The sequence below is a fragment of the Pradoshia sp. Z4_20 genome, assembly GCF_058216035.1.
This window is the reverse complement of sequence record NZ_JBZAJD010000006.1, coordinates 153022-167119: the sequence shown is the minus strand read 5'-3', so window position 1 is coordinate 167119 and position 14098 is coordinate 153022. Positions and strand designations below refer to the sequence as shown.

Here is a 14098-nt window from a genome sequence, read left to right as displayed (position 1 = left end):
AAATTATGAGAAAAGTTGGTTTCTTTAAATCGATTTATTTTAAGTTTGTACTAATTTATGTGCTGCTTATTTTAGTTGCCATGCAAATTATCGGAGTTTATTTTGCACAGGGACTTGAACAGCAGCTATTGGAGAATTTTAAGAGCTCTATTCAAGAGCGGGTAACGATTCTTTCCTATAGTTTAGAAAAAGAAATAACGGAAACCCGCAAAGTTGAAGATCCCACCTTAATAGAAGACATTAAGACGACATTGGAGGGATATTCCTCTGGGGATATAACGGAAATACGGGTAATGGATCAGGATTCAAAAATTATTGGCACATCTGATCCGGAGAAACAAGATATAATAGGGAGCCGTTCAACTGAAAAGCTTGTTGATAGGGCAAATAACCAAGGAACGCCCCAAACAGAAATCAGAATCGATTCTCAGACGGGAAAAAGAATTCTCCTTTGGTCAGAACCGATTTTGAGTGATGGACAAATTATAGGGAATTTATATCTGAATACGAAAATAGAGAATGTCTATTCCCAATTAAAACAAATTAATACGATAATGGCGAAGGGAACAATTATTTCTCTTGCAGTGACAGCCTTTTTAGGAATATTGCTGGCACAAACCATTACAAGGCCAATATCTGACATGCGTAAGCAAGCTTTAGCGATGTCACGTGGTAACTTTTCGAGAAAAGTTAAGGTGTATGGATACGATGAAATTGGCCAGCTTGCTATTACATTCAATAGTTTAACTAAAAAGCTACAAGATGCACAGGCGACAACTGATGCAGAGAAAAGGAAGCTCTCTTCTGTATTGACTAATATGACAGATGGCGTGCTAACAACAGATCGCAGAGGCCGAGTCATTTTGATTAACGACACAGCACTATCAATGCTGAAAGTTTCACGTGAAACGTCATTATCTAAGCCGATTACAGAGGTATTAGGATTAGAGGACACGTTCACTTTTGATCAATTATTGAGTGAGAAAGATTCCATTATCCTTAATTACAGCAATGAAAAGAAACTGCTTTATTTAAGAGCGAATTTCTCTGTTATTCAAAGAGAAACAGGTTTTATTAATGGGTTAATTGTCGTTCTTCATGATATTACCGAGCAAGAAAAGATCGATGAAGAGAGAAGAGAATTTGTTGCGAATGTTTCCCATGAGCTTAGAACGCCGCTGACAACGATGAGAAGCTATCTTGAAGCTTTGGCAGATGGCGCTATGGAAGATAAAGAGCTTGCTCCGCGTTTTCTGAATATAGCTCAAACAGAAACAGAGCGGATGATCAGATTGGTCAATGATCTCTTGCAGCTTTCAAAGCTAGATAATACAGACTATAAGCTTTCTACAACCTGGGTCGATTTTGGCCGTTATTTCCACCGAATTATCGATCGTTTTGAAATGTCTAAATCGCGAAATGTAACTTTTAAGCGTTTAATCCCATCTGAGCCAATTGGTGTTGAAATAGATGAGGATAAAATTACTCAAGTACTCGATAATATTATTTCGAATGCATTGAAGTATTCACCTGAGGGTGGACAAGTTACCTTTAAGCTGCAAGTAATCGGACAATTTGTGGAAATTAGCATTAGAGATGAAGGAATGGGTATTCCAAAAGAAAATGTAGCTAAGATATTTGAAAGATTCTACCGTGTAGATAAAGCCAGATCAAGAAAGATGGGCGGTACAGGTTTAGGTCTCGCGATAGCGAAGGAAATGATTGAAGCACATAAGGGGCATATTTGGGCTTCTAGTGAGGAAGGGAAGGGGACAACCATTTTCTTTACTCTCCCTTATGAAACATTACAAGAGGATGATTGGGAATGAGCTGGGAAGGATTTAAAAATATCTTATTGGTGTCCCTCATTTTGATAAGTGGCCTTTTGACTTGGTCATATTGGTTTTATCAGCCAACCTATAACGAGACGGAGAATACAAACTATGTTCAGGAGAAAATCTTCAGTAATCTTGAACCCGATGAAGTCGTAAAGCCAACAAAAATGATTTATCATAAAGGTAATTTATCCTATGGAACTTACTCTGAGGAAATGATTACACAAGCAATCAACTCCATAAAAAAATGGAATATGTTTAACTTTCAGGATCAATCATCAAAGTATAAAAATACTGCTGCTATCAATAAGTTTAGTGAGAAGGATGGATTCATTGAATTAATATTTAATGATATCGTTCCGCTGTCTTTTTATAAAAATTATTTAAAAATAGAAGATAATGAGTTGCCAAATGTTAAATTTGACAGGGTTATTATTCATACCGATAATGATTCTATCTACTTTGTTTCTAGTGAAAAGAAAACAGTCATTGAAGCATCCGTTGATAAAAGTTTGATTGAAGACTTCACAAAAGAGTACGCGAGGGTTGAAAATCTAAAACCCTACACAAAGCTGAAATTATCAGAAACTAACTCAATCCTGGTTCCATCCGGCGAAATAAAAGTAAGTAAATATGATTTTCTAACAAAAGCTACTGATGTGAAAAGCTTTAAGGAAGCTCTGTTTATCAGACCAAGCACTGTTAAGCAGGAAGGGGATATCTATACCGATGGATTGAGTATAATGAAAAAGAACCCAAAGACATCAATGATTGAATACAAAAATCTTGTTGTCGGTGCCAAAGATGAGAAAAAGCTGGAAACTCATATATTGCAAAGCAGCATAGAATTTATCAATATTCATGCCGGTTGGGATACACGCCACCGGTATGCGTCATTAGATGAGTTTAGCAGAGAAGTCGCTTTCCGTTTATATATTGATGGACTTCCTGTATTTAATGAGGAAGGTATGACTGAAATTCACCTGGAATATGGAACTCAAAATGTGAAGAGATATGAACGTTCCTATTTTAATCTTGTGGATGAGCCCTTGGATCAAAGCGCAGTTACTCTTCCTTCTGCAAATGAAGCTTTAAAGTCCTTCAAAAACGGTATGGGTAAACAATATGATGCAAATAAACTTACGGATATGACTGTCGGCTATAAGCTAATTTATGATGATAATTCAGGCACGACTCTTTTGGAATTGAAACCTGTCTGGTACTATCAGTATGGTGGCAGCTGGATGGAGATTCCCGAAAAGGATTTAGGAGGACTTATGGATGGATTGGAATAAAACAAAAGGTTTATTTATTGTTGTGTTTCTAATTCTGGATGTATTCCTCCTATATCAGTTCCTGGATTTTAGGGCAGCAAAGCTTGAAATCAATAAGGATTCGGATTCAACCATTGAAGAAAGGCTAAAGGCTGAGGGAATCAAGTATCATGTAGGAACTCAGGAAAGAGTAAGTGAAAAGACGATAAGTGCTAAGCCTAAGGAATTCAGTAAAGAGGAATTAAATACCCTCAAAAATCAAACCTTAATTATTGATAATAAAAGAACCATTCGATCGACGCTGGATAAACCAATTAAAATTGGTACTGGTGAAGGGAAATATTTTGAGCTGGAAAGCTTCATTAACAAAAATGTATATTCGGGAGATGAGTATAAATTTTGGCGTAAAGAAGATGGGACAATAACATATTATCAAACCTACAAAAGCCGTTTACTTTTTAATAATAAAAACGGCGCCTTAATATTTACGCTTAATGAAAATGATGAAGTAATTTCGTATATACAAACACACCTCGATGATATTGAGGAATTTAATGAAAACCAAGAGATTAATCCGCCAATTCAAGCAGTAGAAAGTCTGTTGAATGGAGGATACTTGTCATCTGGAAGTGAAGTTTCAAAGGGAGAGCTTGGTTTTTATACCTTAATAGAAGTATCAGAATCAAAAGTGCTTGTCCTTGTACCAACATGGCATTTTACAGTAAATAAGCAAGAGGATTATTTCGTAAATGGTATTGAAGGACAAGTGCTGAATACAGAAGAAGGAAATGTAACGGAGTGAGGAAGAATGTCGATGAAATTTAGCGTTCTAGCCAGTGGAAGCACGGGGAATTCACTCTATGTGGAATCAGGAGAGCATTCATTTTTAGTGGACGCTGGTTTAAGCGGCAAAAAAATGACCGAGCTATTAAATAAAATTGATAAAAGGCCTGAGGATTTATCAGGAATTTTTGTGACACATGAGCACAGTGACCATATAAAAGGGCTTGGTATTATGGCTCGTAAATATCAGCTGCCTATTTATGCAAATGCCAACACATGGAGAGCAATGGATGGGTTAATTGGCGAAATTCCTACAGATTTAAAATTTGAATTTGGAATGGAGACCGTTAAGTCATTTGGCAACCTTGATGTAGAGTCCTTTGGTGTTTCGCACGATGCGGCAGAGCCGATGTTTTATGTATTTCACCAGGATGGTAAGAAACTGGTGACAATTACAGATACGGGGTATGTAAGTGATCGAATGAAGGGCATTATTAAAAATGCAGATGTGTACATCTTTGAGAGCAATCATGATGTAAGTATGCTCCGCATGGGTCGATATCCATGGAGTGTAAAGCGTCGGATACTAAGCGATGTAGGCCATGTTTGTAATGAGGATGCTGCTATAGCCATGAGTGAAGTTGCGGGTGACCGTACAAAACGGTTTTATCTGGCTCATTTAAGTAAGGACAATAATATGAAGGATCTGGCACGTATGTCTGTCAGTCAAACACTTGAAACAAAAGGGATCAGAGCGGGAGAGCAATTTAGCCTGTATGATACGGATCCTAACGAACCAACTGAATTAATACTTGTTTAACAGAGGAGGTTTCCTCTGTTATTTTTTTAGGTAATATATATAATGTTGGTAAAGGTTGGAGAATACTCACTAGTTATTAAACATATCATTAAACTCTGCAACAAGAATTTCCTTTCGATGCTGTTTTTGTTTATAAAATGGAAAACAACAAATACTAGACCTACATAAGTAAATAGTGAAGGGAATGTTGGCAAATGGGCTATTATGATCAAGATTATAATCAGTCAGAACAACAGCAAACTAAACGAAAAGGAAGTAAAGCAGGCTATTTTCTCTCTGGTTTAATTGGTGCTATTATTGGTGCATTATTAGTCCTTCTATTGACAGGCAACTTGAATAATAATGGATTAAATCAGAATACTAGTACAAATAACGGTAATGATGCATCCAAATTGACTCAAAATGTTTCTATGGATGTGACGACTGACGTTACTAAAGCTGTTGAAAAAACGGGAGACGCGGTAATCGGGATTACAAATATCCAAGGCTCTGATTTTTTTAATGAAACTCAGGAGGCAGGCACAGGCTCAGGAGTCATCTATAAAAAGGAGAATGGAAAAGCGTTTATCGTTACCAATAATCATGTGGTGGAGGGTGCATCTTCCTTAGAGGTTACTTTAGCTGATGGTACTAAAACAAAGGCAGAACTTTTAGGAAGCGACATATGGACAGATTTAGCTGTTATCCAAATAGATGATAATGGTATTGATGTAGTTGCTGAATTTGGTAATTCTGATAAATTAAAAGCCGGAGAACCAGTTATTGCAATTGGTAATCCACTAGGTTTGAATTTCTCCGGATCCGTGACCCAAGGGATTATCTCGGGTTTGAACAGAACTATACCGATTGATGTGAATTCAGATGGTGTGGAGGACTGGAATGCAGAGGTTATTCAGACAGATGCAGCGATTAACCCAGGGAATAGCGGAGGTGCTTTAATTAATATAGGCGGCCAAGTGATTGGGATAAACTCCATGAAAATAGCCGAGTCATCCGTTGAGGGAATTGGATTATCGATTCCAAGCAATTATGCTATACCGATTATTGAGGATTTAGAGGCACATGGAAAAGTGAAACGGGCTTATATGGGAACTAGTCTTCGTTCCTTGAATGAAGTGACCAATTATCAGAGGCAGGAAACATTGAAATTACCTACTGGTGTGACAGAAGGTGTCGTCATTACAAGTATTGAACCAGGTTCTCCGGCTGCTAAAGCCGGGTTAAAGGAGTTCGATGTCATTGTGGAGCTGGATGGGAAGAAAATCGCTAATGTTCCGGAGCTCCGTAAACATTTATATGTAAATAAGCAGATTGGCGATAAAATGAAAGTGACATACTATAGGAATGGACAAAAAGCGTCAACCGAAATGACATTGATTGAAGCCCAAATGTGATATAGTTAGGTACGAAAGCAGGGGATTCCAAATTCCCTGCTTTAAATATGCGGGCTTAAAATGAAGCAGATATTACAAAAGACAACAAGAAAAGGAGAATGAATATGAAAATTTATTGCTGTAAAGATCATGTAGAAGTTGGACTTGATACAATCGTGGATGAGACGGAAGTCCCTCCTTTTATAAATATGATTTCAGAGGAAGAAAATAAAGAAGTTACTAACAATTCTAATGAATTCACCTGTGAATACTGTGGACAACCTGCTGTATATATTGTGGCGAACTAATATTCGGGCACAATATGTGGACGATGGTTGTGTATATGTGGATAACTCCTGTGGATAAAATGTTTGTAAAGTGAGGGTAACATGTGAATATCTCGATAATAACTGTAGGTAAATTGAAGGAGAAATATTTAAAACAGGGTATCGGAGAATATGTAAAAAGATTATCGGCCTATGCCAAAATAGACATAATTGAAATACCCGATGAGAAAGCACCTGAAACATTAAGTGAGATGGAGATGCTGCAAGTCAAGGCGAAAGAAGGAGAGCGAATCCTCGCAAAAATTTCTGACGATACTCATGTTATTGCTTTGGCGATTGAGGGGAAAATGAAATCATCTGAAGAACTTGCAGAAACAATAGATAAACTCGCCACCTACGGAAAAAGCAAGATAGCCTTTGTCATTGGCGGATCGCTTGGACTAAGTAAAGATGTAATGAAAAGAGCAAATGACACCCTGTCTTTTTCGAAAATGACCTTCCCTCACCAGCTGATGAGGCTGATTTTAGTGGAGCAGGTGTATCGCGCGTTTCGGATTAATCGAGGGGAACCATATCATAAGTAAGGTGTTTGTTTTATCTTAATATGTTTTTCTTGTGGAATGTATATGAAAAGAAGCAGTCATAGTTAAAGATCAATAACTTCCTTTAGTATGAAAAGATTGGTTGGCATATGGGAATTAAGGAATTAAGAAGGGTTACAAAAAGATGATTTACTTTTAATTGTTTTAGGTTATATTTCAGAAAATATAAATTATGTATTCTGTCCTGCTTTAATGTTATAGTAAAAAAATAAAATATAAGTTAGAGGGACAGAGTTATGAAGAGGAAATGGGTGTTACGCTGGTCTGTTTTTATTCTCGGATTATTGGTATTAGCATTTGGTATAGCACTAACAATTAAAGGAAAGTTTTTAGGGATTGGACCATGGGATGTTTTTCATTATGGACTATTTACTAAATTCGGATTCACTATAGGAACTTGGTCGATCATTAGTGGTCTATTGCTTTTGTTCATCAGTTCAATTTTCAATAAAGCATGGCCCCAAATAGGGTCCTTTCTGAATATGATGTTGCTTGGTTTATTTATTGATCTTTTTAATTGGATGTTACCTAGTATTGATAATTTAGCAGGAGCAACAATTGCCTTTATCATAGGTGTTATTTTAATGGGATATGGTATTGGATTATACGTTTCTGCCGATTTTGGAGCAGGCCCTAGAGACAGCTTTATGTTATTAATTGTTGAAAAAATGGGATGGAGTATCCCGTTGGTCAGAAATGGAATTGAAGTTATCGTTTTTCTCATTGGTTGGATGTTAGGAGGTCCTGTTGGGATTGGAACCATGTTCATTGCGTTTGGATTGGGTCCCATTTTAGGCTTTTCCATTCCTCAATGTAAGAAGCTGATGGCCTATCTTCTTAAGCAAAAGGACCAATTAATAACGACTTGAGTATATAAATAGAAGATCTTTTCATAAGCGGAATTTCGCAACTTTAGCACCTGGCCTGGTTGTAAAAAGCTTACTTATATATTTTAAAGTGATATTCTTATAAAATACGAAAAACACATAGTCTTACGGAATTATAAATCAAGCAAAAAGGATGTCTGGCCTTAAGAGACATCCTTTTTGTATTAGATCTTATCTTATATAGTTATCGAAGTAACCTTGGATATAGACTATTGGCGTGTCTTTGCCTATACTAACCGAAGTCATATCAGATAAGGATAACGATAAGGGTCGAGGTCTTTATGACATCTCATAAAATAAAATGTTAAATAACTCCCTGTGCAATCATGGCATCGGCTACTTTTTTAAATCCCGCGATATTAGCGCCAACAACTAGATTGCCTGGGTGACCATAGTCCTCAGCAGCCTTGACGCTCTCCTTGTAAATGTTAGTCATAATATCCTGCAATTTTGCATCGACTTCTTCAAATGTCCAGGATAATCGAGCGCTGTTTTGTGCCATTTCTAAGGCAGAAACGGCTACACCACCTGCATTGGCAGCTTTTGCTGGACCAAAGAGGATATGGTTATCCAAAAACACATCAATAGCTTCGGAGCTAGATGGCATATTAGCGCCTTCGCCGACGGCTTTTAGTCCATTTGCAACCAGAAGTTTCGCTGATTTTTCGCTAATTTCATTTTGGGTGGCACATGGCAAGGCAATATCGCATGGTATGGACCAAATTCCGTAGCAACCTTTCGTATATTGTGCATGTGGGTGTTCTTCTACATATGCCGAGATTCTTTTCCGCTCAACTTCCTTTAGACGTTTCACGGTTTCTAGGTTAATACCGTTTGGGTCGAAAATATAGCCGTCAGAATCACTGCAGGCGACAACTTTTGCTCCTAGTTGTGTAGCTTTTTCGATTGCATAGATGGAGACATTACCTGAACCGGATACTACCACTGTACTTTCCTTAAAGCTAAGGCCTTGTTCTTTAAGCATTTCTTGCACAAAGTAAACAGTGCCATATCCAGTAGCTTCGGTTCGAGTTAAGCTTCCGCCGTAACCAAGTCCTTTTCCTGTCAGAATACCTGCCTCATAGCCTCCGCGTATTCTCTTGTACTGTCCAAATAGAAATCCAATTTCTCGTGCTCCAACGCCAATATCACCAGCTGGTACATCTATATCCATTCCTATATGTCTACTTAGTTCCGTCATAAAGCTTTGAGTGAATCGCATGATTTCTCCATCAGATTTCCCTTTAGGATCAAAGTCAGACCCACCTTTGCCTCCTCCAATCGGTTGACCGGTAAGAGCGTTTTTAAAAATCTGCTCAAAGCCGAGAAATTTAATAATACTTGCATTAACAGTAGGGTGGAATCTCAAGCCGCCTTTATAGGGACCGATGGCGCTATTATACTGTACACGGAATCCACGGTTTATCTGTACCTTGCCTTGATCGTCTACCCAAGGAACTCGAAAGGTAATCAGTCTTTCTGGCTCTACAACTCTTTCAAGGATACTTTGCTCCATGTATTCTGGATGCCTAGCAAATAAAGGGACGAGTGAATCAAAAATTTCTTTAACAACCTGATGAAATTCTCTTTCATTAGGATTTCGCTTTTTGACTGTTTCAAATACTTCATTAACATAATTTTTTGCAGTGATTGTTTCTGTGTCTTTAAACTCTGTCAATACAGTCATGCTGTTATAAGCCCTCCCTTAGGTGAACAGTAATTTAGTGTGTATACTTTAGTCTAATAAAGAAATGATATACTAAATTATCTGATTCTTCAAATTTATAATTAAAAATGAGCCCAAACAATATAAAAATAAAATAAGAATGATATATAAATTAGATAGAGCAAGCGACTTAAGCTTAAAATTTGGATCCTACAATGCACCCGTTCGGCTGATAAATTGAAAATATATGCTGTGAGTTCTACATGTCTGCTTCTTTGGATATGTTAAAATATTCCTAAAAGGGAGGTGGCGCCGAGGATCGGCCTTTGCCGCCGGCTCGGCAGTGAAGATGAATATTACGGATGGGTTAGAAATGTTAGAATTGGAAATGAAGCTTAGTGGCCGCTCTATGATGATTCACCCTGTTATTGTAAATGATAAGGACAATTGGACGTTAATTGACACGGGCATGCCTGGTTTAGCTGAAGATATTATCTTGTATGCCGAGCAGGCCGGAATTTCCAAGAAACCACTTAGGGCTATTATTCTGACACATCAAGACATTGATCATATTGGTGGTTTACCAGGATTCTTGGATGAATCAGGGGAGGCGCCGTTCGATGTCTACGCTCATGAAGCTGATCGAGATACAATTGATGGGAAAGTTGGCTTTTTAAAATTCCCACCAGAGAATTTAGTAGCTGAGTTAGATTCATTACCGGACGATGTACGCCTATCGTTTGAAAATATCTTCATAAGTCCTTCAAAGCCTAATGTGAAGCAAATATTGACGGATGGAATGAAACTCCCAATGGGGGGAGGCTTGACGGTTATTTATACACCAGGTCATACACCAGGTCACGTAAGCCTGTATCATCACGCAAGTAAGACGCTGATAGCTGGTGATGCTTTAGTAATCCATAATGGTGAACTTCAACCCTCCTCACCGTATTCTACGGTAAATATGGAACAGGCTCTTCAATCACTGGAGAAGTTTACACCATTTGATATCGAGACTGTTGTCTGCTATCATGGCGGGCTAATGCGTGGTGATATTAATAAGCGAATTGCGGCATTAATTGCCCGTAATTAATCCATTTCTTGATTGTGTGGATAACATTTTCAACTGATATCAGCAGAAAAGTCATATTAATATGGCTCTTTTTAAAAGTTTCTACTGCTCAAGTTTTATCTAGAAAGACTGATTTCTTGGATAAATCTTAGGAAATCAGTTTATCCAAATAACCCTCTTGAATAAATCTGGAGGGTTATTTGGGTATTTAAATTGAGAAAAGGCTTATAAAGGAAGAACCTACATCCCATGGAATGTAGGTTTTTATACGTTAACCAGGAGATAAGAGAGAATCAATGTGGAGCAAATTATAATACTTTAGAGAACCGTCATCCATAAAAGCTTATATTTTAATGCTGGACAGTATCATTAAGAAATAATCAGACCGAACGACACTAATTATAAGGTTTATGCGTGTAGTTAGCACCAAACAATAATCCGATAGGGGGTCGTTTGGGCAGGGATGCTTTTTGTAGCTGGTCCATAGATGACAATGAGATTCCGATTTCCGATATTTTTTGAAAATGGCTGCCCATTTCTTAAAATGATAGGAGTGTAAGGGGAGAGGTTTAATTGTAATTGACCATCACGGCTCACCAGTTGGTTGTTAAAATAATCTGCTTTAACATTTTGATCGTTATATTCCTTAACAACGATAAGAGCCCGATATTGTGGCGGATAAATCAATGGTACTGGTACATCCCCATCATAATAACCAGTAATTTTATCACCGAGGCCCACAATTGCCTGTTCTACGAAGTAAGTAGTCGGTGATATGATGAAATTAACTATTCCGTTATTTCCATCTTCAACTGTAAGTTGTTTAAAACAGCCCTCTGATTCCCCATTTTGTCCCATCATAAAATCATTCATGTCGGTTACAATACCTCGAAATGACATAAAATTCACGGCATTATTCCTTTCCTGAAAAACTAAGTTTTATAGTCTTTACGGTTAATCATAATTGATAAAATCATCATAAATAATCCTGACGCTACCTATTCAATTTATGTGTCATTGCCCAGAAAGGTGAATGCAAGAAATTCAAACTTTGGACTATGAGATTTGTCTTAATGAAATAATTGGCGTTATAGGAAGGAAGCTCGGGTGCATACCTTTAGTCTTATTAACTGCTGCGTATTATACTGTGGAAGAGAACTTCAAGGTTGATATGGAAAGGAGATTCTAATCATGGCACAGACATTAAAGGGAAAGATTGCGTTTATCACTGGGGGAGCTAGAGGGATTGGTAGAGCGACAGCAATTGCACTGGCTAAAGAGGGTGTAAACGTTGGTTTGCTTGCAAGGTCAGAGGAAAATCTTAAAAAGGCAGCTGCTGAAATAGAAGGTTTAGGCGTAAAAGTAGCTTATGCAACAGCTGATATTTCATCAAAGGAACAGGTAGAAGCAGCGATTGAAGTGTTAACCAAGAATTTAGGCACTGCTGATATTTTGATAAATAATGCAGGAATTGCAGCATTCGGAACAGTTTCGGAGATGAATCCGGAGGAATGGAAAAGGATTATAGATATAAACCTAATGGGTACTTATTACGTGACACGAGCTGTACTTCCTCAACTAATCGAAAAAAATGGGGGAGATATTATCAATGTCTCTTCCACTAATGGATTAAATGGGGCAGCTACATCCAGTGCTTACAGTGCCTCAAAATTCGCGGTGATTGGCTTTACCGAATCACTTGCGCAGGAGGTTCGCCGTAATAATATTCGTGTATCAGCTTTGACACCTAGTACAGTTGCTACAGATTTGGCTCTCGACCTTGATTTAATTAAAGAGAACAATGATTCGAAATTCATTCAGCCTGAGGATCTTGCAGAATTTATAGTCGACCAATTAAAATTGAATCCACGTGTTTACGTGAAAACAGCGAGTTTCATAGCAACAAATCCATTTTAATGGATCATAAACTGGTATAGATGAATGGAATGAAGAAAGAAGGCGTAAATCTGCCTTCTTTTTTCGCTTCTAATAAGCTCTTTTACGGTTAGAGAATATCGATAAATCGTTTGAATGCTTGCTTTCCTTCATGGGTCCGTTTAAATACACCGGCATCCTCTAAACATCTCAGGAATTTGGAACCGACTGCCTGAGAGATAATCATTTTTACAGATTCAGGAGTAATTTCTTTCCCGTTAACTACTTTTAGTTCTTCAGCCCAGGCTTGGTGATAATCTGCCACTTCATTGCGTTGATCGAGCAGATATTTTTCAACCTCAATAAGCTCATTTTGTAAGCGGGCAGGCAATACAGCAAGACCCATAACTTCTATTAAACCAATATTCTCTTTTTTGATATGGTGAACATCCTGGTGAGGGTGAAAGATTCCTAATGGATGCTCTTCACTTGTTCGATTATTGCGAAGAACAAGATCAAGCTCGAACTGGCCATCTCGCATTCTTGCAATCGGTGTTATGGTGTTATGACGGGTATCTCCGGAATAGGCTACAAGATTAACTGATGGATCACTATAATGAATCCATTTTTTGAGTATCCAATCAGCTGCGCCTGCAACTTCCTCCAGACGAACTCCTTTTATACGAATTACGGACATAGGCCATTTCACGATATTTGCAGAAATAGAAGGGAACCCTTTAATTGAAAAAGTTCCTTCTTCCTTCGCTCGGGCCATCGCGAACTCATATCGTCCGCCTTGATAATGGTCATGGGTTAAAATAGATCCCCCTACAATAGGGATATCGGCATTAGATCCCAAGAAATAATGCGGAAACTTTTTAACAAACATCAGCAAATTGGTGAACGTACGGAAATTAATTTTCATATCACGATGTTGTTCCGACAAAAGAATGCAATGCTCGTTATAATATACGTATGGTGAATACTGTAAATACCATGATTCTTCCCCGAGTGGAATCTGGACCATACGATGATTGGACCTGGCAGGATGATTTAACCGTCCTGCGTATCCTTCATTCTCAATACAAAGGAGACAAGTTGGATAATTAGATGTAACAGGCTTCAGCTCGCGTTCCAATGCGATTTGTTTAGGATCCTTTTCAGGCTTTGATAAATTAATTGTTATGTCCAGTTCCCCATAATCCGTATCAACCGTGTAGCTGATGTTTTTCGCTATTTGTTTAGTTTGGATATAATTGCTATTCTGGCTTAACTCATAAAAATACTTGGTTGCTTCCTCAGGACATTCTTTATACTTTTGATAAAAAGCGTGATTTAGCTCTGATGGTCTTGGCATAAATACATTCATTATCTTGGCCTTTAAAATATCTTTATTGACTATTAAATCCTCAATAATGCTAGTTTTAACAGCATAATCAGCGATAACATCCAATAAATCTGGGATCGACAGCTCGTTCTTTACTGGATGTTTCGAAAAGCCATCTAAATGAAGCAGTGACAATATCTGATTTCTGGCGTATATTTCATCTGCTGAATCAAGCATTTGTAATCTTTTAGCCTGATTCAAAAGCTGTTGAACTGCTGCATAGATCTCCATGATATC

General features: G+C 37.8%; 13 protein-coding genes. 10 read left to right on the top strand and 3 right to left on the bottom strand.

Going from position 1 to position 14098, the window contains the following annotated elements; all coding sequences use genetic code 11:
* Nucleotides 1-5 precede the first annotated feature (5 nt).
* From walK to AC4BHP_RS14320, 8 genes are all read left to right on the top strand, one after another.
* Nucleotides 6-1829 (top strand): cell wall metabolism sensor histidine kinase WalK, encoded by a 1824-nt coding sequence (walK, locus tag AC4BHP_RS14355; RefSeq protein WP_066109673.1) that lies wholly within the window; start codon nucleotides 6-8, stop codon nucleotides 1827-1829.
* Complete coding sequence (locus tag AC4BHP_RS14350; RefSeq protein WP_066109672.1) at nucleotides 1826-3130, top strand: YycH family regulatory protein; 1305 nt, start codon at nucleotides 1826-1828, stop codon at nucleotides 3128-3130. Before walK ends, AC4BHP_RS14350 begins: the two co-directional genes overlap by 4 nt.
* Complete coding sequence (locus AC4BHP_RS14345; protein ID WP_066109666.1) at nucleotides 3117-3911, top strand: two-component system regulatory protein YycI; 795 nt, start codon at nucleotides 3117-3119, stop codon at nucleotides 3909-3911. Before AC4BHP_RS14350 ends, AC4BHP_RS14345 begins: the two co-directional genes overlap by 14 nt.
* A gap of 6 nt (nucleotides 3912-3917) precedes the next feature.
* Nucleotides 3918-4712 carry an MBL fold metallo-hydrolase gene (locus AC4BHP_RS14340; RefSeq protein ID WP_066109662.1) on the top strand — a complete coding sequence of 265 codons (795 nt, stop codon included), beginning with the start codon at nucleotides 3918-3920 and terminating at the stop codon, nucleotides 4710-4712.
* A 194-nt stretch (nucleotides 4713-4906) separates the two neighbouring features.
* Nucleotides 4907-6106 carry a S1C family serine protease gene (locus tag AC4BHP_RS14335; RefSeq protein WP_490552984.1) on the top strand — a complete coding sequence of 400 codons (1200 nt, stop codon included), beginning with the start codon at nucleotides 4907-4909 and terminating at the stop codon, nucleotides 6104-6106.
* A gap of 104 nt (nucleotides 6107-6210) precedes the next feature.
* On the top strand, nucleotides 6211-6393 hold the full coding sequence (locus AC4BHP_RS14330) for a CxxH/CxxC protein (RefSeq protein WP_066109653.1): 183 nt from the start codon (nucleotides 6211-6213) through the stop codon (nucleotides 6391-6393).
* An 83-nt stretch (nucleotides 6394-6476) separates the two neighbouring features.
* Complete coding sequence (rlmH, locus tag AC4BHP_RS14325) at nucleotides 6477-6956, top strand: 23S rRNA (pseudouridine(1915)-N(3))-methyltransferase RlmH (RefSeq protein ID WP_066109652.1); 480 nt, start codon at nucleotides 6477-6479, stop codon at nucleotides 6954-6956.
* A 254-nt stretch (nucleotides 6957-7210) separates the two neighbouring features.
* Complete coding sequence (locus AC4BHP_RS14320; protein ID WP_490552981.1) at nucleotides 7211-7843, top strand: YczE/YyaS/YitT family protein; 633 nt, start codon at nucleotides 7211-7213, stop codon at nucleotides 7841-7843.
* A 322-nt stretch (nucleotides 7844-8165) separates the two neighbouring features.
* Here AC4BHP_RS14320 and gdhA read toward each other — a convergent pair whose 3' ends face one another.
* Complete coding sequence (gdhA, locus tag AC4BHP_RS14315; RefSeq protein ID WP_490552980.1) at nucleotides 8166-9548, bottom strand: NADP-specific glutamate dehydrogenase; 1383 nt, start codon at nucleotides 9546-9548, stop codon at nucleotides 8166-8168.
* Between the two features lie 352 nt (nucleotides 9549-9900).
* On the opposite strand from gdhA, the gene AC4BHP_RS14310 reads away from it, so the two are divergent.
* A complete protein-coding gene (locus tag AC4BHP_RS14310; RefSeq protein WP_490552978.1) occupies nucleotides 9901-10620 on the top strand; it encodes an MBL fold metallo-hydrolase in 720 nt (239 codons plus the stop codon).
* A 399-nt stretch (nucleotides 10621-11019) separates the two neighbouring features.
* Here AC4BHP_RS14310 and AC4BHP_RS14305 read toward each other — a convergent pair whose 3' ends face one another.
* The gene (locus AC4BHP_RS14305; protein ID WP_148630756.1) at nucleotides 11020-11499 is read right to left on the bottom strand and encodes a hypothetical protein; all 480 of its coding nucleotides are present in this window, start codon (nucleotides 11497-11499) and stop codon (nucleotides 11020-11022) included.
* Between the two features lie 291 nt (nucleotides 11500-11790).
* Between AC4BHP_RS14305 and AC4BHP_RS14300 the strand changes: the two genes are divergently transcribed.
* On the top strand, nucleotides 11791-12516 hold the full coding sequence (locus AC4BHP_RS14300) for a 3-ketoacyl-ACP reductase (protein ID WP_490552976.1): 726 nt from the start codon (nucleotides 11791-11793) through the stop codon (nucleotides 12514-12516).
* A gap of 88 nt (nucleotides 12517-12604) precedes the next feature.
* On the opposite strand, the gene galT is transcribed toward AC4BHP_RS14300, so the two are convergent.
* Nucleotides 12605-14092: a UDP-glucose--hexose-1-phosphate uridylyltransferase gene (gene galT, locus AC4BHP_RS14295; RefSeq protein ID WP_490552974.1), complete on the bottom strand. Its 1488-nt coding sequence runs from the start codon at nucleotides 14090-14092 to the stop codon at nucleotides 12605-12607.
* Nucleotides 14093-14098: the final 6 nt, after the last annotated feature.

Excerpts from the sequence above, each read along its gene's own strand:
- walK (WP_066109673.1), top strand. The coding sequence starts at position 6 with ATGAGAAAAGTTGGTTTCTTTAAATCGATTTATTTTAAGTTTGTACTA.
- AC4BHP_RS14350 (WP_066109672.1), top strand. The coding sequence starts at position 1,826 with ATGAGCTGGGAAGGATTTAAAAATATCTTATTGGTGTCCCTCATTTTG.
- AC4BHP_RS14345 (WP_066109666.1), top strand. The coding sequence starts at position 3,117 with ATGGATTGGAATAAAACAAAAGGTTTATTTATTGTTGTGTTTCTAATT.
- AC4BHP_RS14340 (WP_066109662.1), top strand. The coding sequence starts at position 3,918 with ATGTCGATGAAATTTAGCGTTCTAGCCAGTGGAAGCACGGGGAATTCA.
- AC4BHP_RS14335 (WP_490552984.1), top strand. The coding sequence starts at position 4,907 with ATGGGCTATTATGATCAAGATTATAATCAGTCAGAACAACAGCAAACT.
- AC4BHP_RS14330 (WP_066109653.1), top strand. The coding sequence starts at position 6,211 with ATGAAAATTTATTGCTGTAAAGATCATGTAGAAGTTGGACTTGATACA.
- AC4BHP_RS14320 (WP_490552981.1), top strand. The coding sequence starts at position 7,211 with ATGAAGAGGAAATGGGTGTTACGCTGGTCTGTTTTTATTCTCGGATTA.
- gdhA (WP_490552980.1), bottom strand. The coding sequence starts at position 9,548 with ATGACTGTATTGACAGAGTTTAAAGACACAGAAACAATCACTGCAAAA.
- AC4BHP_RS14310 (WP_490552978.1), top strand. The coding sequence starts at position 9,901 with ATGTTAGAATTGGAAATGAAGCTTAGTGGCCGCTCTATGATGATTCAC.
- AC4BHP_RS14305 (WP_148630756.1), bottom strand. The coding sequence starts at position 11,499 with ATGTCATTTCGAGGTATTGTAACCGACATGAATGATTTTATGATGGGA.
- AC4BHP_RS14300 (WP_490552976.1), top strand. The coding sequence starts at position 11,791 with ATGGCACAGACATTAAAGGGAAAGATTGCGTTTATCACTGGGGGAGCT.
- galT (WP_490552974.1), bottom strand. The coding sequence starts at position 14,092 with ATGGAGATCTATGCAGCAGTTCAACAGCTTTTGAATCAGGCTAAAAGA.